The 23,049-nt window shown below is 68.3% G+C and carries 17 protein-coding genes; 13 read left to right on the forward strand and 4 right to left on the reverse strand.

The genetic code is table 11. The features are described from left to right. The first annotated feature begins 33 nt into the window (after positions 1 to 33). Positions 34 to 1,749, forward strand: coding sequence for a ParB/RepB/Spo0J family partition protein (locus tag PSR1_RS00740; protein ID WP_082100070.1), 1,716 nt, complete (start codon positions 34 to 36; stop codon positions 1,747 to 1,749). Between the two features lie 250 nt (positions 1,750 to 1,999). Continuing rightward, positions 2,000 to 2,671, forward strand: coding sequence for a DNA repair protein RadC (radC, locus tag PSR1_RS00745; protein ID WP_059435737.1), 672 nt, complete (start codon positions 2,000 to 2,002; stop codon positions 2,669 to 2,671). 243 nt (positions 2,672 to 2,914) lie between these two features. On the opposite strand, the gene PSR1_RS00750 is transcribed toward radC, so the two are convergent. The 3 genes from PSR1_RS00750 to PSR1_RS00760 are packed head-to-tail and all read right to left on the reverse strand — an operon-like array spanning position 2,915 to position 4,786. Then, on the reverse strand, positions 2,915 to 3,313 hold the full coding sequence (locus PSR1_RS00750; RefSeq protein WP_193388330.1) for a DUF6527 family protein: 399 nt from the start codon (positions 3,311 to 3,313) through the stop codon (positions 2,915 to 2,917). 29 nt (positions 3,314 to 3,342) lie between these two features. Next, positions 3,343 to 4,521: a ThiF family adenylyltransferase gene (locus PSR1_RS00755; RefSeq protein WP_059435738.1), complete on the reverse strand. Its 1,179-nt coding sequence runs from the start codon at positions 4,519 to 4,521 to the stop codon at positions 3,343 to 3,345. Next, positions 4,496 to 4,786, reverse strand: coding sequence for a multiubiquitin domain-containing protein (locus PSR1_RS00760; RefSeq protein ID WP_059435739.1), 291 nt, complete (start codon positions 4,784 to 4,786; stop codon positions 4,496 to 4,498). The genes PSR1_RS00755 and PSR1_RS00760 overlap by 26 nt, the downstream gene beginning before the upstream one ends. Positions 4,787 to 5,000: 214 nt before the next feature. Between PSR1_RS00760 and PSR1_RS00765 the strand changes: the two genes are divergently transcribed. The 6 genes from PSR1_RS00765 (at position 5,001) to PSR1_RS24010 (ending at position 10,273) form a co-directional block, all read left to right on the forward strand. Continuing rightward, on the forward strand, positions 5,001 to 5,393 hold the full coding sequence (locus PSR1_RS00765; protein WP_082100072.1) for a helix-turn-helix domain-containing protein: 393 nt from the start codon (positions 5,001 to 5,003) through the stop codon (positions 5,391 to 5,393). Beyond that, positions 5,386 to 6,249: an ImmA/IrrE family metallo-endopeptidase gene (locus tag PSR1_RS00770; protein WP_059435740.1), complete on the forward strand. Its 864-nt coding sequence runs from the start codon at positions 5,386 to 5,388 to the stop codon at positions 6,247 to 6,249. Before PSR1_RS00765 ends, PSR1_RS00770 begins: the two co-directional genes overlap by 8 nt. A gap of 248 nt (positions 6,250 to 6,497) precedes the next feature. Further along, positions 6,498 to 7,373, forward strand: coding sequence for a DUF6744 family protein (locus PSR1_RS00775; RefSeq protein WP_059435741.1), 876 nt, complete (start codon positions 6,498 to 6,500; stop codon positions 7,371 to 7,373). Between the two features lie 27 nt (positions 7,374 to 7,400). Beyond that, a complete protein-coding gene (locus PSR1_RS00780; protein ID WP_059435742.1) occupies positions 7,401 to 8,573 on the forward strand; it encodes an AAA family ATPase in 1,173 nt (390 codons plus the stop codon). Further along, a complete protein-coding gene (locus PSR1_RS00785) occupies positions 8,573 to 9,865 on the forward strand; it encodes a hypothetical protein (RefSeq protein ID WP_059435743.1) in 1,293 nt (430 codons plus the stop codon). Before PSR1_RS00780 ends, PSR1_RS00785 begins: the two co-directional genes overlap by 1 nt. A 237-nt stretch (positions 9,866 to 10,102) precedes the next feature. After that, complete coding sequence (locus PSR1_RS24010) at positions 10,103 to 10,273, forward strand: hypothetical protein (RefSeq protein WP_160308985.1); 171 nt, start codon at positions 10,103 to 10,105, stop codon at positions 10,271 to 10,273. Positions 10,274 to 10,657: 384 nt separating this feature from the next. Here the strand turns inward: PSR1_RS24010 and PSR1_RS00790 are convergent, their stop codons facing one another. Then, positions 10,658 to 11,929: a ParB/RepB/Spo0J family partition protein gene (locus PSR1_RS00790; protein WP_059435744.1), complete on the reverse strand. Its 1,272-nt coding sequence runs from the start codon at positions 11,927 to 11,929 to the stop codon at positions 10,658 to 10,660. 519 nt (positions 11,930 to 12,448) lie between these two features. Between PSR1_RS00790 and PSR1_RS00795 the strand changes: the two genes are divergently transcribed. From PSR1_RS00795 to PSR1_RS00815, 5 genes are all read left to right on the forward strand, one after another. Next, on the forward strand, positions 12,449 to 12,772 hold the full coding sequence (locus PSR1_RS00795; protein ID WP_059435745.1) for a hypothetical protein: 324 nt from the start codon (positions 12,449 to 12,451) through the stop codon (positions 12,770 to 12,772). Between the two features lie 2 nt (positions 12,773 to 12,774). Beyond that, positions 12,775 to 14,304 (forward strand): type IV secretion system DNA-binding domain-containing protein, encoded by a 1,530-nt coding sequence (locus PSR1_RS00800; protein ID WP_059435763.1) that lies wholly within the window; start codon positions 12,775 to 12,777, stop codon positions 14,302 to 14,304. Next, positions 14,298 to 17,078 (forward strand): MobF family relaxase, encoded by a 2,781-nt coding sequence (mobF, locus tag PSR1_RS00805; RefSeq protein WP_059435746.1) that lies wholly within the window; start codon positions 14,298 to 14,300, stop codon positions 17,076 to 17,078. The genes PSR1_RS00800 and mobF overlap by 7 nt, the downstream gene beginning before the upstream one ends. Before the next feature lie 251 nt (positions 17,079 to 17,329). Further along, positions 17,330 to 18,010, forward strand: a complete 681-nt coding sequence (locus tag PSR1_RS00810; RefSeq protein ID WP_059435747.1) for a hypothetical protein — start codon at positions 17,330 to 17,332, stop codon at positions 18,008 to 18,010. A gap of 347 nt (positions 18,011 to 18,357) precedes the next feature. Further along, positions 18,358 to 23,013, forward strand: a complete 4,656-nt coding sequence (locus tag PSR1_RS00815) for a hypothetical protein (protein ID WP_059435748.1) — start codon at positions 18,358 to 18,360, stop codon at positions 23,011 to 23,013. Positions 23,014 to 23,049 lie beyond the last annotated feature (36 nt).

A 23,049-nucleotide genomic window follows, 5' to 3' on the forward strand; every position in this document is an offset into this window, starting at 1 on the left:
GGCGCGGTGCCGCCCCACACGCGAAGGAGCCCCATGCCAGCCACTGCCAAGAAGGGCGCGGTGCGGAACGTGAAGCGCCGCCCAACCACGAAGCCGATCGCGGTCGCGCTGCTCGACGTCGGCGCCATCGATCCCTCGCCGGACAACCGCCAGGCCGACCTCGACCTCGCTCCGCTCGTCGAGTCGGTCCGGACCTACGGGATCCAGATGCCGATCAAGGTCCGGCCAAAGGGCGACCGCTTCGAGATCGTCTTCGGCGAGCGGCGCTGGCGCGCCGCGAAGGAGCTCGGCCTGGATACGATCCCGGCCACGGTCGAGGACCTCACCGACGAGGAGGCGCAGGCGCGCCGCCTCCTCGAGAACACCCAGCGGAAGGACCCGCACGCGCTCGAGGAGGCCGAGGCCTACGAGCGGCTCCTCGTGATGCGCGACCGGAGGGGCAAGGCGATCCACACCCCGGAGTCGATCGCGCAGGTCGCGGGACGCTCCCCGGCCCACATCTACAACCGCCTCAAGCTGACTGCGCTCGCCCCGGAGCTGCGCAAGGCGTTCTACGCGGGCGAGCTCACCGTCACCGGCGCGTTCCTCATCGCGCGCGGAATCCCGACCGCGCTCCAGGCCGAAGCCTGGGCGCGCATGAAGCGCTATGCCGAGGAGGAGGCGTACGACGACGAGCTCGACGACGGCGGGCACCTCGGCACCGCCGCCATCGAGACCGTGATCGAGCGGGACTACGCCTTCCGGCTCGACGGCGCGCCGTTCCCGGTGGGCGACGCGGCGCTCGTGGCGGGCGCCGGTCCCTGCACCACCTGCCCGAAGCGCAGCGTGAACCAGCCCGCGCTCTTCTCCGAGCCCGACTGCAAGGACGTCTGCACCGACGTCGCTTGCTGGCGGACGAAGGTCGCCGCACTCGTCGACCGGGAGCGCCGCGAGGTGTTCGCTGCTGGCGGCACCGTGCTCCTCCAGGAGGAGTCGAGGCACGTCTTCAACGGCGGCACCACCCTCCCCTGGAACAGCCTCTGGATCGACCTCGACGCGGCCTGCCCGGAGCACCCGGACCGCCTACCGTGGCGCGAGCTGCTCGGCGATTTCTGCCCTCCGCCGGTGCTGGCCTTCACCTCGGCCGGGAAGCCGATGCGCCTCGCGAAGAAGGAAGAGGTCACCGACGCGCTCCTGCGGAACGGGAACGACCTCGGCGTGCTGCGCGCGCGGGCGGAGCCGGGCGACGCGGACGATGGCGAGGAGCCGTTCGGGGACGTTTCGGACGCGCCTCGGACACCCTCGCCGGCGCAGGATCCCGCCGAGGCGCGCTTCGCCGCAGACGTCTCGCGAATGAGCCGCCAGCGCATCCTGACTGCGGTCGTGGCCTCCGCCGAAGCGGCGCCGGCCGACGACAACCGGTTCGTAACGCTCGTCTACGAGACGATCCTCCATGGCGGCTTCCACAACGCGGTCGTGGACGCCGTGAAGCGCCGCCTCGGCAAGGTACCGAAGGGCGAGCAGCCGGCGGCGGCGCTCGCCGCGATCGCGACGACGATCGAGGCACCGGCGCTCAGAGGGCTCGTCCTCGAGCTGTGCCTGTCGCGCGCCGCCTACTTCGTCATGTCGAGCGAGAAGTACCCGCGCGACCTCGCTCGCGCCATCGAGGCCTACGGCATCGACGCCGCGGGCATCGAGAGGGCGGTCGCGGAGGAGCTCGGCGCGAAGCGCGCGGCTCACCTCGCCAAGGCGAGGCCCGCCGGCGCGTAGCGCTCGAGCCGCTGCGGGAAGCGTTGCACCCGCGCGGCGCGCCCGTTTCGTTGTGCGGTGGGCGTGTCCTCCCTGTCACGGCCGACCGCGGGCCCCCGGGGCAGCTGCCCCGGGGGCCTCTTCTCGTGAGAAGGCACGCGAGCCTGGCCGGTCCGCCGCCGAGTTCGGTTCCCACCTCCCCGCGTCGGCACCGCCGCCTCCCTCACCGGGAAGGCGGCGCGGTGCCGCCAGCACACAGACGAGGTGGCCCATGGAGTCGAAGACTGTCGAAACGCCTACCGCTCACGAGCGCCTGGAGCAGCTCGGAGCGCGCGCCCTCTCGGACGCCGAGCTCGTCGCGGTCCTGCTCGGCCCCACGGCCGGCGCGAACAACGTGCGCGACGCCGCGATCCGCTTGCTCGACGAGAGGCCGCTCCCCGAGATCGCGTGGGCCTCCACCGACGATCTCCGCCAGATGACCGGGATCGGGCCGGCGCGCGCGGCGGCGCTCGTCGCCGCGTTCGAGCTCGGCCGGCGCGGGGCATGGGCGCCGCCGAAGCGCGGGGAACGCCTCCAGGATCCCGCGCGCGTGTACGAGTTGCTCCGCGACGTCGCGCACGCCGAGCGTGAGCAGTTCCACGTTGTGCTCCTCGACGTGCGCTGCCGGCTCATCAAGACGGCGAAGATCTCCGAGGGCTCGCTTACCCAGTGCCCGGTGGCGCCCCGCGACGTCCTCCGCGAGGCACTGCGCGTCGGCGCGCACGGAGTCATCTTCGCGCACAATCATCCCAGCGGATCCGCCGACCCGTCGCCGGAAGACCATGACCTCACGGAGCGTCTCAGGGCGGCGTCCGAGCTGGTCGGGTTGACGGCAAGGGACCATCTGATCGTCGCGAGCGGCGGGTACTACTCGTTCGTCGAGGCCGGCCGCTGGCGCAGGTGAACGCCGCACCGTCTCCCCTTCGCTCGAGGGCACCGCGCCGCGCATCGGCCAGGCCGCGCGGTGCCGGCGCTCGTTCGCCAGCGACATCGTGGTGGTCCGGACCGTCATCTCCTTAGGCACGCGTGGTTCGATTCCGTGGGCGCCGTCGCGTCACGACACTTGAGTGATGCACTCGCTCCACAACATTTCCGACCGGACTCCGACGAGGGTCGCGTGCCGCAGACCCCGTGAACCTGACGGCGATCAGTCCTTGTGAAGCCAGCGCCGCAGTCGGACCCGGAGCGGGCTGCTGCTGCCCGCGCTCTGTTCCGTGTGGACGTCGCGATCGGTCGAGGCGTCTTCGCGATCGATGAACGCGCGCGCCTTGGCTCGGCGCTTTCCAGTCTTCTTCGCTCCGGCGTCCTCGTACCAGCCGGCCCAGTGGACCCTGTTGTTCTTTATCCAGTAGTGCGAACGGCATGGTAGCGCCCGGTTGCCGATCGAGGGGTGCAACGAGACCGATTGGCCGTCGAAGATGAGCTGCCAGCCATGCGGCGAGAGTGGGGTGACGACCTCATGGCCGCAGCCGCAACAGCACTTGTGGATGACCGTCGAGAACGGGATCGAGACATACACGACCCCGTCCTCGAGGTCCTCGGGCACCTGGTCCACGAACCTGTGAACGACCGCGCTCACTTGTCCTCGCTCAGCAGCTGGTTCACGTTGATGCTGAAGAGGCTCGTGTGCTCACGCTCGACGTCGTTGTAGAACCCGTACAGCTTCTTCCACTTCAACACCGCGAGCGCCGCGTTCAGCATGTTGAGCTCGGCGATCTGGATGTTCGATGCGTAGTCGTCGTCCGGGCCATCGACGAAGGGGACCCGTCGCTTGACGTGATCGCGCTTCACGCCCGTGCTGAGCGTCGTCCGAACGACACCCACGAGCGCACCGCCCTCGGCGCTGACACCCATACCGACGTCGATAAACGAGAGCCCGCGCGCCTCCATCTGCGCGTACAGCGACTCCTTCACGAGCCCCCGGTCGATGCAGACGAACACGAAGTCGAGCCCCAGGACGTGCTCGACGTTGGACGAGTCCACGTACGTCGCGTGCGAGACGATCTTCTTGTGCATGCGGCCGTACAGCTCCTTCAAGTACTCCGTCTTCAGCGGCTTGCGGCGGAGCTCCTCCAGCGACGGTGCACCGGGGGCCCTGAACGCGTTGTGCTGAAGGAACTCGTCTCCGTCGAAGAGGTGAATCTCGCGAACCGGCGTCTTCGCGACGAGATCCAGGATGTATGCCCCCGTTCCACCGAGGCCGATGATCCCGATCTTGAGCGGCTTCAGCTTCTCGGTGATGGCCACGATCCCGGCCCTGCTCGTCGCCGTGTCGACGTAGTGGAGCACCGACCCCTCGTCGGCGCTCTCCTCCGTCACCGGCACCCACGTCCGCGCCGTGGCCTCGGGGTCGATGGCCCGCGCGGGCGCTGAGATGATCTCGATGTATCGGGTCATCTTCGCGTAGTAGTCCGGATACCCGTCCGGCGGCTTGCACGAGAATGAGTGCGCCGAGACGAGGCCCTTCGCCAGCTCGTGGTGGCCAGTCTGGTGCTTGATCTGCGCGATCTCGACGCCGTCCTTGGTGCACGGGTGCTCGCCGTCGAAGTGGACGACGTGGGTGTTCGGCGTGGCCGCAACGCCCTCCGTGTCGACGTTGAGGTTCGAGATGAGGCTCCCGAACCGAACCTCCCGCTTCGAGTTGACGTACGGCACGTGCGAAACGACGAGGTGCTCGGACTGGATCCGAACCTCATACCCTTCGTCCCTGAGGCGCTTCAGATCGGGGCTACGAGCGAGTGGTGAAGGCGACATTGAAGTGCATTCCCTTCTTGAGCTTGACCGTGTCGCCGTCGACCATGCTGCCTCCGGGCTTGTTCGCCTCGCCGTAGGTGTAGGTCACGGTGTAGACGGTGTTCGGGTTCTGGAACGCGTCCGCGAAGGCGAGCTTCACGACGTCCGTGTAGGAGATCTCCTTCCCGGTCGCGGTCTTCGACCGCGAGTTGACGAAGATCTCGACCTCCTTCGTCTGCCCGGGCGCCTCGGAGGAGGTCGACTGGTTGTTATCGGGGGTGTTCATGGTCGGTTCTTCCTTTCGTGTTACGTGGGGTGCTGGTTGGCGTAACTACTTGTCCTCACTGCCTCGATCGGCGATACTCTGGTGTCTGGATGGGCAACGGACGACCCGGAATGTCTGAGCTACGTGCCACAACGACATCTAAGTGCGCCGGTGCTATCGTTGTCCATCCAGACAACACACTAAAACTTGCTTTACGACCTGTCAAGGAGGCCACGTGTCCGCACCAGCGCTGGGTTCCGTTCTTCGTGCGCTGAGAGAGAAGAGAGGGCTCTCGTTACGGGAGCTTGGGCAACTTGCGGAGGTGGACCACGCTTACATCCATCGGCTGGAAACCGGCGCGAAGGAGTCGCCGTCCGAGGAGGTTCTTGGGAAGCTCGCGCGAGCGTTGAAGGCCGAGAAGCGCCAGACGCAGATACTTCGATACCTCGCGGATCACCCGGACGCGGACGCCGGCCTAGTGATGCACGTTCTCGAGGATGAGAGCGTCACCTACGACGAATTCGCGGGCGCTGCGAGCATGGCGTTTCGTGGAAGCAGCCGCCCCGACTATGGGAAGATGATCGAGCGAGTCCGCAGGTTCCTGGAGGAAGAAGACGGTCGTGGATGAATTCATCGCCATCGTGAGAGCGCGTGAGTTCGTCCGGAAGACTCGGCCGGACGCTGTCCCCGTCTCCGTGAAGCAGTACGCGGCCGAGATCGGCGCGGGGATCAAGTACGACCACGACCTCCCCCCCGACGAGGCTGGTGGTTCTTTCGAGGCGAAGGGGAAGCGCTGCATCTACGTGAACGCGCACGACGGGAGCGCACGGCAACGATTCACGGTGTGCCACGAGATCGCGCATTTCGTGCTGGGGCTTCCCTCGGAACATCAGGGGTCCCCGTCGTGGAGCTACGCGAAGCGACCACCGAACGAGATCTGGTGTGACGTTTTTGCGGCGGAGCTCCTTCTCCCGATCATCCTGTTCAAGCAGCGAGTCGACGACGCCGAGGTGAGCCTCGCATCGGTCGAAACACTCGCGGAGGAGTTCAACGCCTCCTTCTCCGCGACGGGCTCTCGGTTCGCGGCCGTCGGGGAAGCCCCGTGCGCCTTTGTGCTCGCCGAAGGGGGAGTCGTGCGCTACGCCTCGAGATCAAAGGCCCTGCGCGATGCCTTCGGGAAGATCCCCGCGGGGAGCAAGCTTCCTCGGGGATCGCTGTCCGAGCGCGTGCGCCAAGGCCGAGCTCCCGGTGGTCCCGAAGAATGCGATGCCGACCTCTGGCTCGGTCAATGGGAGCGCGGTGGCGTTCTGCTGGAAGACGCCCGGCATCTCCAGACGTGGGACCAGACGCTGACGCTTCTCTGGTTCGAGTACGAGGAGCTTCCGGAGGGGGACTCACGCGCGGCAGGTGGCCGCGACGATGAGGCCGCCCTGGAGGAACTGGACGGCACCCTGCCGTGGCCAGGCAAGAAGCGTCGCAGGTAAGGTCGGAGCGCTGGCGGTAGTTCGGTTCTGATGGAAACCCGCCCACGGTGCAGGGCGGAGATCGACAGTTCCGGCATCTTCACCGTGGCCGAGGTGACGGCACGATCGATCGCACGGTTAAGCTGGCTCTACTCGATCGCTGGCGCAGATGAGCCTCGCACCCTCTCCCCCCCGCTGGCGGGCACCGCGCCGCCTCGCGCAGGCGCGCGGCGCGGTGCCGCGCTCGTTCCCACGGGGAGATCGCAGCCATGAGCCTCTCGCTCATCCGTAGCAATCTACAGACCGCCGGCGAACACGTCGGCGACATGCTCTGGTGGACGCTCGAGGACGCCAGGATCAGCAGGGACCGGCTGGAGGAGGTCTGGCTGGGGGCCGGGCTCTCCACCGCGCTCCTGCCGGAGCCGCCCACGCCCGAGAAGGCGCTCAGGACCGCCGTCCGGGAGGCCCAGGTCGGCCAGCAGGGGCACCTCATCCGCCTCGGCAAGGAGGACGACGACGAGCTCGTCTTCGCGGTCGTCGAGGAGCAGCGCGACGCCTCGGGCAACATGAGCTACCGCCAGGAGGCCCGGATCGTCCTCCGGCGGCTCGTGACGCCGTTCCTCGCGAGCGACGCCCCCGACCACGACATCGTCCGCGCTGTTCGCGAGCGCTACGAGCGCCTCCTCAGCACCCACACGCCCGACGACGTCCGTCGTGCGCTGGTGAAGACCCTGGCCGCGTGCGCAGCCGTGACGCTCCGCGAGCACGGCGGCGTCTACTGGGTCCCTGCGCCGTTCGCCGACACGCTGCGCCGGCTGCAGGTGGCGGTCGCAGGGATCGGGGCCAGCAGGATCGACGTCGTCCCCATTCACGCGACCCCCGAGGCGGCGAAGGCGCTGGGCGACGCGGCGCGCTCGGCGCTCGAGGAGGACCTCGCGATCCTCTCCTCCGAGATCGAAGCGTTCCTCCAGGAGCCACCCGACCGCGTGTCGACCCGACCCCGGCGCCTCGCCACCTTCGACGAGCTGCGCGCGAAGGCGAGCCTCTACCACTCCGTGCTCCAGGTTCAGGTTTCCGACCTCGACGCGAAGCTCGACGAGCTCACGCGGCACGTCGAGGGCCTCCTCCAGGCGAAGGCGTCCTGAGCCCTCAGCCGTCCCAGGAGTCACGACATGACCCAGAACGCCATCTCCACGAGTGCCGCCGCTGCTCTCGCCCCACTTCACCAGCTCCGCCAGGAGCTCAACGCTCGCTTCCCCGAACGCCGTGAGGTGATCGAAGGCGCACTGTGCGCCGTGCTCGCCGGCGAGCACGTGTTGCTCCTCGGTCCGCCAGGTACCGCGAAAAGCGCGCTCGTGCGCGCCCTCGCCCAGGCATTCGGCGGGAGCTACTTCGAGCGGCTCCTCACCAAGTTCTCGACGCCGGAGGAGCTCTTCGGGCCCATCAGCCTCAGGGCGCTCGAGCAGGACCGCTACGCCCGCGTCGTCACGGGCAAGCTGCCCGAGGCGCAGTTCGCCTTCGTCGACGAGGTCTTCAAGGCGAACTCGGCCATCCTGAACAGCCTCCTCGCCGCCATGAACGAGCGCCTCTTCCACAACGACGGCGCGCCACTCACCATGCCGCTCGTGAGCCTCTTCGGCGCGTCGAACGAGCTGCCGGACGGGAAGGAGCTGGAGGCGCTCTTCGACCGCTTCCTGCTGCGGTTCGACGTCCAGTACCTCCGCCGTCCGGCGAGCTTCCGCACCGTCGTGACCGGGCCCGAGCCCGGCGTCGCGACCGGCTTCCCGTTCCAGGCGCTCCTCGACGCGCAAGCGGCGGCCGCGAGCGTCACCGTCACGGACGCCACGGTGGACGCCCTCGTCGCGGTCCGAGACGCCTGCACGGCCGAGGGGATCGTCGCCTCCGACCGGCGCTGGAAGAAGAGCCTGCGCGTCGTCCAGGCGCACGCGTTCCTCTCCGGAGAGCTCGCCACCACGCCCGAGGACCTCCTCGTCCTCGTGGACGCGCTCTGGCGCGAACCGAAGGAGCGCCCGAAGGTCGCGCGACTCGTGGGGGAGCTGGCCGATCCGGTGAGCGCCAAGGCCGCCGAGATCCTGGACGCCGCCCGCGAGACGGCCGCGAAAGTTGCCGGGCTCCGGTCCTCGGACCGCAAGGCGTACATCGCCAGCGCGGCGCAGGCGCTCGACGACTTCAAGGCGCAGCAGGTTCGCTTGGTGGAACTCGCGCGCGGCGCTGGGCCGCGTGCGAAGGCGACGCTCGCCGACGCCGGTCAGGAGATCGCGCAGCTCCACTCGGACCTTGCGCGGTCCGTGACGCGCGGGCTCGGCCTGGGAGGGGCTCGCTGATGCGCCGGCTCATCTTCGACGTGCCTAAGTGGCACCTCATCCAGCATCGCGACGCGCGCGGCCTGCCCTTGCCGGCATCGAACGACACGCACTCCCGCCGGCTTGAGGACGAGCTCTTCGAGCGCCTCTACGCCGGCGAGTGTGACCGCCTCGCCGCCGGTGACGCCGTCCCGGCGCTGCGCGCCTGGGCCGAGCGCCTCCACGCGAGCTGCGAGGCGCTTCCGCAGTTCGGACGCCTCGCGGCGGAGTGTCGCGGCGACGCCATTGCCGCCGCGGCCTCGGTTGAATCGCTCCTCGACGAGCTGGGCGACCTGCCCGAGCCCGAGCAACCGGCGCCTGCCGCGGCGCCGGGCTCGGCGAAGGACCCGCTCCGGCGGCCGCTCGTGGCCGCTTGCGCCGCTGCCTCGCGTGCCGTCGAGGAGCTGCGGGAGGCGACCGAGGGGCTCGCCGGCATCGGCTTCGCGCCTGGGACGTCCACGCTGCGCGGGGGCGCCGGTGACGGAGCCCGAGCGCGTCCGCTCGCGGCCCGGCTCCGGAGCGACTCGCGCCTACTGCGCATCGCGCTCCTCGCCGGCCGCATGAAGCGGATCGCGGCGTCGAAGCGCCGGGCGCGCGTGCGCCACGGCGCGGACGAGGTGACCGACGTCACACAGGGCGCGGACCTCGCCCGGGCGCTGCCAGTCGAGCTGGCGCGCCTCACCGACCCGCGGCGGCGCCTCGACTTTCTCCGCCGCCTCGCCGAACGCCAGGTCCTCCAGTACCAGCTCGTCGGGAGCGAGCGCCTCGGCCGCGGCCCCCTCGTGGTGCTCCTCGACAAGAGCTCTTCGATGGACGAGGGCGGCGGCCTCAAGGACGTCTGGGCCACCGCGCTGGCGCTGGCGCTCTTCGGGCACGCGCGTGCGGAGGGGCGGCCCTTCGCGCTCATCGCGTACAACGCTGCCCCGTTCTACGTAGAGGTGGTCCGCCCAGGTGCCTCCGTCCCGGAGGAGGCGCTGTTCGTGCGTTGCGGCGGAGGGACCTCCATCGCCGCCGCCATGGAGCGCGGGCTCGAGGTCATCGCCGACGTTCGCGGAGGACTACGAAGCGCCGACCTCGTCCTCGTCTCCGATGGAGAGGACGACGCCGGCGCCGCCCCCTCCGTGCGAGAGCGCGCGGCGGCGCTCGGGGTGAGCATCTTCGGCCTCGCCATCGGGATCTCAGGCGCGGCGCTCGCACCGTGGTGCGACGAGGCGCACGGAGTGACGGACCTGGCGACGCTGGAGCCCACCGTGGCGAACGCGCTCTTCGCCTGAGGGCCGGAGCCGCTCCGACCGAGCACGCGACCGTCTCCCCCGCTTGCTCCGGCCACGCCGGGAAGCCGCCGGGCCACGCGCGCGCGACCGCGCCAGCTCCAAACGGCTCGCTGGCACGGTCGCCGCCGACTGCGGCGTGCCCCGGCCCGGCGCGGCCTCCGCGCGCTCGCGGGCGACGTCGGCCGCTCCACTTCGGGTGAGAGCGGCGCGACGCCGCCCGAACAGGGAGACGGTCACATGCTGACGAAGCCTGCGCGGTTCACGGACCTCCATGAAGCGGTCGAGCAGATGTTCAAGGACGTCCAGCTGGAGCTGGTGGCGTGCGAGCTCTGCGGCGACTACCACCCGCCCGACATCCACCTGCAGCCGTTCACGCCGTACAACGCATCCGAGCCGGAGGAGGCGTAGCCATGCCGCGCACGAACGCCGTCGTCGCGGAGATCGTCTCCCGCGGGCCGTTCGCCGTCCTCGGGTACAGCGCAGACGACTCGGTGTGGTGCCCTGCGTGCCTCCGGAGTGCCGCGGGCCTCTCGCCCGGAAGGCCGGACACGTCGGGCAAGCCGATCGTGCCGCTCTTCGCGCGGGACGCGACGATGCGGGAGGAGGTCTGCGAGAACTGTGAGCGCTCGCTGCACGAGCTGCTCGCGGCCGCGCACGGCGCGCCCCAGCCGAAGCCGGTCATCGCGCAGGTCCGAGTGTACGCGAAGCGGACCGCCCTGAGCTTCGACCGCGTCCCGCCGATCGAAGTGAGGACCGAGCTCAAGGCGATTGGGTGGCGCTGGGACGCGCGGTTCAGGGTGTGGTGGTCCGCCGAACCGACTCCCCGGATACCGTCGAGTGTCGTCCTTCCGTCCGCGCCGCTCCGCCCCCGACCGAAGCCGCCGACGATTCGGCGCCGCTCCGCGCCGGCGACGTAGAGGCCGGACGGGTACGCGCGTCAGCCGCGTCGAGTTCAACAGTCGAGGCTGCCGCGGCTCCGGCTGCCTCGATCTCGCCCACGATCGCCCGAAGCACGCCCAGCGCTTCGGCGATGCTTTCCGGAGACGTGCCGGCCGCGGCGCGCAGGCGGTCGAGGTGTACCGTGACCCGTGCGTTGTCCTTGCCAGCGCGCTCGAGGCACGGGAGCTTGCGAACGGCACGTGCGGTGCGCCGGCGCTCCCTGTGGGCCTCCCGAGCCTTCGCGACCGTCCACCCCTCCTTCTGCGCGCGCTCGACTACCGCAGCGAACCGGTCGACCAGCTTCCCTTGCGCGGTCTCGGCCTTGAGGCACGTCGCCTTTACCGCCTTCGGATCCTGGAACGTCTCGGCCGCGAACGCGGCCATCGCCTGCGCGTCGAGCTCCGCGCCGCGAGAACGAGCCCACGCCTCGACGAGGTTCCGGAACTGGATCGCGCGCTTGGCCGCGCCGTGGAGCTCGTGCTCCGCGAGCATCTTGTTCCAGTGCCGGGTGAGCTCGAACGCGACCTCGCGGCCGATGCTGCGCGCGAGTACCGCGGACTGTAGGCAGCGCGGCGTCTTCAGCAGCGCGACGAGGTTTCGAGCCACCATCCCGTTGAGCCCGCGTGCGGTGCCGACCTTCTCGACGAGATCGCCGACCGGCGTGTCTCCGTCGAGCTTGCGCTCGACGTCCACGGCGTCCTGGATGGCCATCGCCTCCTCGATGGCGGAGAGTCCCTCGCGCTCCATGTTCTCGGCCCACTGCTTCTCCTTCGTGCGGAGCTGCTCGACGGCGGAGTCGTCGGCGGGCGGGAGCACCTTGCAGCGGATCGTCGTGAGGCCGGCGATGCGGATCGCGCGCCAGCGCCGCTCGCCCCAGACCAGCCGGTAGCGCGCCTCGGCCCCGCCGCCCGGCGGCAGTGGCACGACACCGGGCTCCTGGAGGAGCCCGTACCTCGCGATGCTCGCCGCGAGGCTCTGGAGCTTCGCCTCATCGAAAGCGCGGCGCGGCTGGGCGGGGTCGGGCTCGATAGCGTCGAGCGCGATCTCACGCACCTCGCCTGCGCCGGCGGCGCCCGGCGCTTGCGCGCCCTCCATCATTCGCGTCTCGTCGGTGCCGTTCGTCATCGGGTTCGTTCGTGCCCTCATCGCTCACCTCTCGTCCGCCCTCGTGCGCGGCTCGCGTGGACTGTTCCGCAACGCGGGATTCTCGACGTCGAGAAATCGCCGCCCGGGTTCAGGAATCGGCTTCGCCGATTCGGCTGTTGGACGCCCTTCTCACCGCCACACGTCGGCGAGCCTTGCCGCTTGCTCGGGAGCCCCGCGGGGTCCTTAACGGTCACAGACCATACGCACCCTGCGTGTGCGGTCAGGTTCGCGCAATCACGGTGCTTTCCCGATCGCCGGCGGAGACGGCTGTCACCAAGACGATGACAGGCGGGCGCCAACCTCGTGGATCGCCTCACGGTGACTGTCACCATCCCGTCATCAGGGCTGCGTTGACCGAGGTCGCTTCCGTTCGGGGCGGAGCGGCGCCGGGAGTTGATCTTCCCCTCAGGGGCGTTGCATCCTTCGGCACGGCGCACCATGCCAGGCACGTTAATCGCTGGCTTCGCGGTTCGTCAACCCTCGACGGAGAAGAGACCCATGAGCTCCACGCACGTGAGCGTTCGCCTGAGCAGCGACGCCTGGACCCGCTACTCGGCCGAAGCACAGGCTCGCGGCGTCGCCCTGGGCACGTACCTGCGCCAGCGGCTCGAGGAACAAGACCGGCTCGTCGCCGAGCTCGCGATCCGCGCGGCGGCGGAGCAGGGCGCCTCCAGCCGCGAGCCGCCCGCATCGAGCGCTTCCGCGAGCGACTCAGGAACGCTCGTCGAGGTGCTGCTGCTGCTCCGCTCCCTCGCAGGCCCGCAGAAGTCGGCCGTCGCCCAGAAGGAAGTCGAGCGTCGCGGCCTCTCGTCGTGGAGGTGATCATGCACCCCGACGATCGAACCAGGGCAACCACGGTCCTGGTGGCGGGACTGCCCATCGTGGCGTGGCTCGCGGCGGCGGTGGCGACGGGCGAGATCGGGCACGGGGGTCTCGGCCGCATCCTGCGGCTCGCGCGCGCCACGGCGACCGGGGAGCGGCCGCTTCTCCTCGCGGTATTCGTGAGCGGCCTGGGCGTCGCCCTCGCGGGCGTCGTTGTCGCGCGCCGGCTGGCGGCCGCCGGCTTCGGCGGCGCGAACTTCCGGCTTCACGTCCGCGGTACGAGGGTGGTGAGCGCCATCAGTCTCGCGTGGTCCACCCGCGAGCGCAGGCACCAACAGATCACCGTCGCCGGCGTGCCGATGCCCACGTCGATCGAGACCCTGCACCTCCTCGTGGGCGGGTCCACCGGCTCCGGGAAGTCGGTCCTCATTCGCGAGATGGCCTACACGGCTCTGCTCCGCGGCGATCGCATCGTGGTCGCCGATCCGAACGGCGACATGCTCGCTAAGTTCCACCGGCCGGGCGACGTCATCTTGAACCCGTACGACTCCCGCGGCCTCGGCTGGACCTTCTTCAACGAGATCCGGGCCGAATACGACTTCAAACGCTTCGCCCTGTCCCTCGTCCCGCGTGGCCAGACCAAGGAGGAGGAGGAGTGGTGCGCCTATGCGCGGCTCCTCCTCCGCGAGACCGCGCGGAAGCTGTCGCTCGTGGGCCAACCGTCGGTGGCGGAGCTGTTCCGCTGGACGACCATCGCGAAGCCGGCCGACCTCCAGGCCTTCCTTGCCCAGACTGCGGCCGAGTCGCTCTTCGTCGGCGCCGACAAGGCCCTCGCGAGCGCCCGGTTCGTGCTCTCGGCGAAGCTCCCCGAGCACCTGTCGATGCCCGCGGGGGAGTTCTCGCTCCGCACCTGGCTCGCCGATCCAGCGGGCGGGAACCTCTTCATCACCTGGCGCGAGGACATGGCGGAGGCGCTGAAGCCGCTCATCTCCGCGTGGGTCGACGTGCTCTGCACCTCGATCCTCTCCCTGGACGAGGACCGGGAGCGGCGCATCTGGATGTTCCTCGACGAGCTCGCGAGCCTGGAGAAGCTCCCGAGCCTGGAGGACGCCGCGACCAAGGGCCGCAAGGCCGGGCTCCGCATCGTGGCCGGACTCCAGTCCACCGCCCAGCTCGAGCGGATCTACGGGCGTGAGGAGGCGCAGACGCTCCGGAGCTGCTTCCGGTCACTCGTCGTCCTCGGGGGCGCGAAGACGGACCCGCGCACGTGCGAGGACCTGAGCCAGAGCCTCGGCGAGCACGAAGTGGAGCGGGAGAGCTTCAGCAGGACGACCGGACCCCGTGGGGACACGACGAGCAGCCAGATCCAGCGCGCGAGGGAACGTGTCGTGCTCGCGTCCGAGATCGCGAGCCTCCCCGACCTCACCGGCTATCTCGCGTTCGCCGGCGATCACCCCATCGCGAAGGTGAAGCTCGACGTGGTCCGTTTCCGGAACCGCGTCCCGGCCTTCGAGGAGAGGCTGGCATGCTGAGCCACAAGGTCCTCACACGGCAGGACGTGGGCCGCGCGGCGAGCTACTACGAGGACGGCGCGGACGACTACTACGCCGGCGAGGGCGAGGCCTCGGCGTGGCAGGGGAAGGGCGCCGAGGCGCTGGGGCTCGAGGGCTCCGTGGACGGCGGCCGTTTCCGCGAGCTCCTCGCCGGGCGGGTCACTGCGGATGGGCCGACGTCCCGCTCCGCGACGCGCCGGGACTCGCAGAGCCGGATCGGCATCGACCTCACCTTCTCCGCTCCGAAGAGCGTCTCGCTCCAAGCGCTCGTCGGCGGGGATGAACGCATCATGGACGCGCACGACCGGGCGGTCGCGCGAGCGATCGACGCCACCGAGGAACGGGCCCAGACGCGCAAGAAGGCTAACGGTGAGAGCCGGGTCGAGGACACGCGCAACCTCGTCGTTGCGAAGTTCCGTCACGAGACGAGCCGCGAGCAGGATCCCCAGCTCCATACCCATGCTCTCGTGCTGAACCTCACCCGCCGCTCGGATGGCGCGTGGCGGGCGCTCCGCAACGACGAGATCGTCAAGGCGACGAAGTACCTCGGCGCCGTGTACCGGGCCGAGCTGGCCGCCGAGCTGCAGGACCTGGGATACGCGCTCCGGCACGGTCGGGAGGGCACGTTCGAGCTTACCCACATGGAGCGGGCGCAGCTCATCGCGTTCAGCCGGAGGACGGAGCAGATCGAACGCCGGATGGCGCAGGAGGGGTTGTCGCCCGAGAATGCGACTCCCGAGCAGAAGCAGCGCGTGAAGCTCGCGACGCGTCCTCGGAAGGTATCGGTGGACCGCCAGGCCCTCTTCGCCGAGTGGCACGCTCGGGCGCGCGAGCTCCGGATCGACCTCACCCGACCTGCTCCCCACGACTCGGGCCATCGTCGCGGAACGGCTTCCGGACGTCGTGACCCCGGCGCCGCGGCACACCCCGCCGCCGAGGGCGCCCGGCGCAGCGTCCGGTTCGCGATCGCGCACCTCACCGAGCGCCAGGCCATCATCGAAGAGCGCGAGCTGCTCGACGTCGCCCTCAAGCACGCTGTCGGCCGCGCGACGCTGCCCGACGTTCGCCGCGAGATGGCACGGCTTTCGTCCACCGGGTACCTCATCCCGGAGAGCCCCCTCTACCGCGCTGCCGATGCACCGATCAACGCGCCGGGCTTGCCGAAGGGGGCCTTGGTCGCAACGGAAGTACGTCGCGGGATGGCGCGCGACGAAGCGCGGACGCACATCGATGCGGCAATCGCGGGCGGCCGGCTCGTGCCGGTCGAGCGGCGGTTCACCACGCAGACCGCCCTGGAACGCGAGAAGTGCATCCTACGGATCGAGCGCGATGGGCGCTGGGCGGCGCAGCCGATCGGCGGGTCGGACCAGATCCGCAGCCGGCTCGCCTCCATTGACCTCAACGACGGGCAGCGCGCGGCAGTGGAGCTCATTACCACGAGCCCACACCGGGTCGTCGGCATCCAGGGATACGCCGGCACCGGGAAGAGCCACATGCTCGACCACGCGAAGGGACTCGCCGAGGAGCGCGGCCACCGCGTGGTCGCCCTCGCACCATACGCGGCTCACGTTCGCGCCCTGCGAGAGCTGGGCGTCGAGGCGAAGACGCTCGCCTCGTTCCTGGCCGCCCAGGACAAGGCGGTCGATGACAAGACGGTGCTCGTCATCGACGAGGCGGGCACCGTCCCGACCCGCCAGATGGAGCTGGCGCTCAAGCTAGCCGAGCAAGCAGACGCGCGCGTCGTCCTCCTCGGCGACACCGGGCAGACCAAGGCCATCGAGGCAGGGCGGCCGTTCCATCAGCTCCAGGCGGCAGGCATGCAGACAGTGGTCATGGCAGAGATCGAGCGGCAGAAGGATCCGGCGCTCCGGGAGGCCGTGTCGCTCGCTGCGCGAGGCGAGAGCGAGTCCTCGCTCGCGCGGCTCTCCGACGTCCGCGAGGTCCGTGACGACCACGAGCGCCGCCGGGCAATCGCGGCCGACTTCGCGCGGCTCCCTGAGGAGGAGCGGGCGAGCACCATCATCGTCGCCGGCACGAACGAGGCGCGGCGGGAGATCAACCGCGCGATCCGCGAGGATCTGGGCCTCGCCGGGCGCGGACACGAGTTCGAGACGCTGACCCGGCGCGACACAACGCAGGCCGAGCGCGCCTTCTCGAAGAACTACTCCCCGGGCGACGTCATCCAGTCGGAACGCGACTACCCGAAGGCGGGGCTCGCGCGCGGCGCGCTGTACGAGGTCGTGGAGAACGGTCCCGGCAACCGGCTCACGGTCCGTGGCGAGAAAGGTGATGTGGTCGAGTTCAGCCCCATGACCTGCCGCCGTCTGTCGGTATACGAGCCGGAGCGCTCGGAACTCGCCGCCGGGGACCGCGTCCGGGTAACCCGGAACGACGCCGCCCGCGACCTCGCGAACGGCGATCGGTTCGTCGTGGCCGACGTGACGCGTGAGACCGTCACGCTCACGGACGGAAAGCGCATGGTGGAACTCCGCGCCGACAGGCCGCTCCACCTCGACCACGCCTACGCCACGACCGTCCACGCCAGCCAGGGAACGACCGCCGAGCGCGTCCTCATCGACGCGGCGACGAAGAGCAGAACGACGTCTCAGGACGTCTACTATGTCGCGATCAGCAGGGCGCGGCAGGAGGCACGGATCTACACCGACGACCTCGCCCGGCTTCCTGCGGCCGTGGCGCGGGAGCACACGAAGCACGCAGCGCTCGATCTCGACCGCTCAGAACGCGACAAGTAGTGCCTCGGCCTTTCTGCACTCCAGCCACGCGGCAAGCGGCCCACCATTCGGAACGCCTGGATCTGGGATCGCCCGGCCGAACTTCCCGACGCTCCACCGCTCCGCGCCTTCGGGCGTGTATCGGGAGACTCCGATGATTCGGCCAGAGACGGCGCCGCTCGCGGCCGCGCAGAGGCACGCTACGCGAACGAATGCCCCCGGGCCCGTCAGAGCCTCCGGGTATCCTCACGAGATTTGGGAGGATGCGTCGCGTGACTCTTGACGAACTGGCCCGCCTTGGGACGGCGATCAGTGGTCTTACGACCGCGTTCGGGTTCGTTCTCGCCTGGCGGGGCTTCAACGGCTGGAGGCATCAGAAGCGCGCGGAGCACCAGGCGGACGCGGCCCGGAAAGCATACTCGGCACTGGCCCGTGCGTGCGACGCGCTGGAGAAGTACGCGCAGCGCCCCTACATACCCGGCCCTGGCCTCCAAGAATATCGCGACCGATCGGCGGCGATCCGGAAGCTCATGGATGAGCGCCGCCGCGAACTCGAGCCGGTGCTCATGGAGCTTAGCGCTGCGGAAGAGTCGGCTGCGCTCTACCTCGGCGCCCCGTACGACCTGCTCTTCTCGTGGGCGAAGGCGGTTGAGGGAATCGTCCGGAAGAGCGCTGCGCGCTGGACGCTCCACGTGTCGGATGGCGAAGAGGAGGAAGCGGCTGACGCATTTGAAGAAGCGTTCGGCGCGAGGACGCAGAAGAGCATCTCCGAGCTCCGCAGCCAGATGAAGCACGCGCTGCGGCCTGTGGCGCGCTACCACGGTAGCCCGCTGTTTCGCTGGGTCCTCTTCTCGCGGCTCGATTCGATTATCAAGCGTATCGATCGAAGCGGGGTTCCCACCGCGGCGGACGCATCGGAGTCACAGCCGGCCCCACGGTCCACCGCGGCGTAGGCGGCCAATGGGTGAATCATGGAAGATGCCGCCACCGGATTTCGGCCAGAAGTGCGCGAGGTCTTGAGCTCATCGGGCTCACGCACTGCGTCCTGCAGACGGACGAGCGCACGTTGCGGCAGACCGTCGAGGTCATGGGGAGCGTCGTTCGTAATGTGGGCCTGCAATCTCGGCGTGCCGTTCGATCAGCTTGACACGGAGCAGAGCGACGTGTGGAAGCACTGGAACGACACGGTCTTCCCCACCCTGCGTCTGCTCGTGCCCGAAGAGAGGCCGCTGCATAGCCGGCGAGGCAGCGGAGGACCGATGGAGCGGATGGTGACAGCAGCGGCTTCCGCGAGTGCACGATGAGCCTCTCCCCTTCGCCTGCGCTCCAGCAGATCCAAGCGAAGCTTCGAAGCGCGCTCCAAGAAGAGCCCGACGCCAGGAAGCTCGAGCAGTTGGCCGCGGCGCTTATCGGCCGCCTTCTCGAAACCCCGGTGTTTGTCGCGAGCTCCGGCTTTCAGCACGGAGGCGATGCGGGCACCGCTGGTCGCCAGCAGCGAGGACTCCGAATCGAGGCGAAGAAGTATGCCGACTCAACGAACCTCGACAGGAGACAGCTGCTCGGGGAGATGGATCACGCGCTTGCGCGTGACGAGTGCCTCGAGGCTTGGATCCTTGTCGCCACGAGAGACGTCTCCGAGCAAATCGCCGAAGAGTTGTACCGAAAGGGCCGCCAAACGGGCGTACCGGTGATCATCATGGGGTGGGACGATCATTCGATCGCCCCCTTCGCCGCGCTCTGCGCCTGGGCGCCCGATCTCGTCGAATCGATCTACTCGGCAGAAGCCGCGGCACTTGCGCACGAACTGGTCGGAGTGGAACCCGCTGTCGAGCAGCTTCGACGAGACCTGCAGCCGTGGAGTCTCGGGTTCGAGGGGATACGGCGAAGCTCGATCGCGCGCCTGCAGAAGGTGTGGACGTCGCCGAGGGTATCCAACGAGGGCTTCGGTCAGAACGTGGCCGGTGGTGCAGTAGGTCGCAAAGTGCCGCGTGCGGGCGTCCGGGCCGCGCTGGATTCCTGGTGGGCTGGTCCTGCTGCATCAGATGCTCCCGCCGTTGTCGTTGGTTGGGAGGGCGTGGGCAAGACCTGGGCGACGGTCGAGTGGCTCCTTGATCGCGAGGCCGAGCAGCCGATTGTTTTGCTTGTACCCTCGTCGGCCGTCGCTGGCCTCGCCTCCATTTCGGAGTCCTCCTTGAAGGCGTTCCTGGCCGACCGATTGGGGGAGCTGACAGGGGTACGAGATCGCGAACACTGGAGGCGTCGCCTGGAGTCCCTGCTCGGGCGGCCTATTGCTGAAGGGCCGGTCCTCACAGTGCTCTTCGACGGGCTCAACCAGGAATCGTCTGTCGACTGGCCGCAGATTCTGAAGGCCCTTCAGGGCGAAGCATTCGAAGGGCGAGTTCGGATCATACTAACGACTCGGCAGCTCCACTTTGAGCAGAAGCTCTCGAGACTCCGCGGCTTGGTCGTCCCGGCAGTAGAGGTGCGAGTCGATCCCTTTGATGCTACTCCAGGTGGCGAACTCGACCAGATGTTGCAGCTCGAGGGTTTGTCGCGAGCCGATCTGCAACCGGACCTGATTGAGCTGGCTCGGACACCTCGCCTGTTTGGGCTTGTCGTTAGGTTTCGCGACAAGCTGGTCCATGCGGGGCAAGTGACGGTACATCGGCTGCTGTGGGAGTACGGGCGAGAACGGGCCGGAGTTCTCGCGGGACGGTCATTCGGCGAGGACGAATGGCGGGACTGGCTAAGAACGATCGCTAGCGACTACCGGCAACGTGTGCGTGCATGGTCGCTAAAGACTCTCGGCGAGACCGTTTCCCGACGTGACTTGTTCCAAGGGGACGTCTTCGCTCGGCTGAGCGACATCATCGACGGACAGTTCATGAACCGCGGGCCCTCGGGCCAATTCCAGCTCACGCCGACTGTTACCGCACACGCCCTGGGGACTGCGCTCCTTGCGACGCTCGATTCCGCCGTCTCAGCTGATACAGAAGCGGAGTTGTCCGCGTGGCTCGACCCGATCGCGGGATTGGACGAACGGGCCGAGGTCCTACGAGCCGCGGTCTCGATTCTCGTTCAACAGGGGCGATCTGATGCGATGATTGCAGGGCCTCTTATAACGGCGTGGTTGCAAACGCAGAACGTTCCCGATCACCACCGGCGGGAACTCCGCGCTCTCGCTCCCGACATCGCGGGAGCACTGCTCTATGTCGTGGAGCACTCCGGTGCGACCTCACAGAAGTCCGCCCGGACATGGGCGATCCAGGCGCTCCGAGCGATCCCGAGAGAGAACGCATCGGTTCTCGCGCCGTTTGTTGCAGAGCTCCGCCGCTGGTTCACCAGGGTATCCCGAGATGTCGATACACGAGACCCAGACTGGGAACGCCGTCGAGCTCAGCGCCTCGTAGACCGCATCGGAACCGACAGCTCGGGGCCGGTAACGGTGCTTGGCGTCCCGATCGAACTCGTCGATCAGAGCGAGTGGACTCTCACTGCATCCGCGGCGCCGATTCTGGAAGGCTTCCCGCTCGAGAGCGCCATACCAGTATTCGAGGCCGCTGCGATCGAGTTGGCAATACGCGGGCAGTGTCCTGCGTGGGATGCACTCAAGTGGCTCTGCCTTCTGAACGTCAAAGACCCTGAGAGAACCAGTCGAGCGCTTGTCGCGTTGTCGGTTCACATCAGAGCCAGGAAGCCGGAATCCGGCGTGCATCCTGACTTGCCGGCGCGCGTTGCGGCACTCGTGTTGTGGTTGACTGGGAGAGAGGTCGACGAGGACGCTGCCGTCGCACTGGACCCTGGAATAGATCCGGGGATTCGCTATGAAACCGACTACGTACCCGACCCCGCACACAGTTGGCTTCCGCTTGAACGACGGCATGCCCGGGAGGTGCTCCTGCGTTCGGACCTTGGCCTACGCCATCGCATCCTCCGCACGAATGAGTTTTGGCTAGACCCAACGTTTGAGGTCCCCGCGCAGTTTGTCGAAGAGATCCGTTCGTGGGCTGCGTCAGTCGACAGCACGAAGCTCGATAGTCACGGTAGCCAGACGATCGAAGACCACAACTTCGAAGAGTTCGAGCCAGTTCTTGCGCGATGCGCCCCAGCAGCGCTTGCGGATCTCCTCACACGGAAGCTTCGCAGTAATGCGACGTGCCCCGAAGGCTCGCGGTACTGGCGCGCGATTCGGGGACCGCGTCACTTTCTCCTGACAGGGGCGGAGGAGGCGGAGGCCGCCCGCGCGCTCCGACTTCGCAGCAGCGAGAGAGATAGTCGGGATGAATGGATAGTCGCGAGTGAGTTGCTGATTCTTGAGCTCGCGCACGAGTCTCCGTTCGATCAGATTGCAGAGATCGTGGAGGCAGGGCTCGCGGACGTCCTGCTCGATCTCACCCACATCGTCGGTACGCCCACCGAGGAGGACGTTGATGCACTATTAGCCAAGTTTGCACACGGAAGCGAGAGGCAGTTTCATGACCTTCTCTGTCTTCTTGCTTCATGCCGCGCGGTGCTCAGTGAAGGGGCTTGGGGCTGGTCAGTGGAACGAGCGCGTGCGGGCGCGGATGTGACGCGCGGGCACGCGTTCAGGCTCTTAGCGATTACTGATCCAACACGGTTTGCGCGGACGTTGCTTGAGTCGAACTGGGCCTGGTCTGAGGCAGAGCACGCCTTCACGAACCATTACGGCTCAGGAGCGCTAATCGAGGGCGCGGCAAGCATTCCGTTTGAGCAACTCGCACCGCGAATTGCCCCCTGGCGACTGCTCGAAGCAGCGCGTCGACGGGGTGGGGATCCCAATGAGGTAAGGCTCGCCGGAACGATCGTCGGCCGTGTGCTGATGGATCAGCGCGTGGCCCCGCCGGATCTTGCGGTCGGCATCTCGGTCGACGCGGCTCACCGCGACTGGAACCCTTTTGCCTACTACGTCGATGTGCCTCCGCCTCAAGACGCCGATCCATTCCGGGCACTCAAGGATTTCCAGGACCGCGACGCGCACGCCAGCGCCTACCGGCGCGCTGTAGAAGCCGCGTCGGCTCGAATCGACGACGCGCGGGCCAAAGGAGCGCATCTCTACTTGGCCGACATCGCCGTGGACGATATGGAACTTCTCCTGCGACTAGGTCGCGATCTCGTCGGCGAATGGCTAGTCGGCGCTGCGGAAGGCACCAGCGAGTTTTGCCGGAAGGTCAGGCTTGCAGAAGGTGCATACCTCCCGGTATGCGAGGCGCTGCTTCGCGTTGACCCCGACCGCGGTGAGATGCTGTGGCGTGCGCTTCGAAGCACTCTCGTGATGCGGCACATCGGCGCAGCGCGGGTCGACGAGTTGCTGCACATCATCTTTCGAGCTCCAGCCTCGGGCCCAGTTGAGCGGTTGCGGCAGGAGGTCAGTGAATTGCCTTTCTGCGGGACCGATCAGGCGTTGGAGGACGTCGCTATCGCAGCAACGATCAACGGTGCAACCGATTGGCTCGAACAGCGGATCACCTCGGATGCGCAGTCGGCGTCGGCCCTACGCCGTAGACGGGGTGTCGTGTTCGAAGGATTCCGCGCACGAAACTCCCTCCCCGTGGAGGGCGCGTGGGTGGAGGGCGAACTTCGGACAGCTCACGCCCAAGCGGCGCGGCGAGCCGCCCTTAATAGCGCCCGTGAGGCCAGTGCGCGTATTTGGTGGCGCGAGTACCTAACGGCCCCCGATGCGGTCAGCGCCTATGCAGCTTGGGCCTTGTTTCTGCGGGCTGCCGATCGCCGCGCTTGGATCTGGATGCGCGAAGAGATCTCGAGGTGTAGCGACACTGGTACCGAACTGTTTCGGCGCAAGTTGATTCACGCTCAGCTGAATGCATCGACGCTTCGACGCGCGTTCGAAAAGTCCGAGGAGAAGCGGGACTCCCAGTTTCTCATGCGAAATACAGTCGATACCATTGGCCCTTGGAGAACGGATCGCGTGGCGTAGCGTGCATTCGCGAACGGGAACTCACCCCGTAGCGGC

The organism is Anaeromyxobacter sp. PSR-1 (assembly GCF_000964525.1).
Classification (GTDB): domain Bacteria; phylum Myxococcota; class Myxococcia; order Myxococcales; family Anaeromyxobacteraceae; genus Anaeromyxobacter.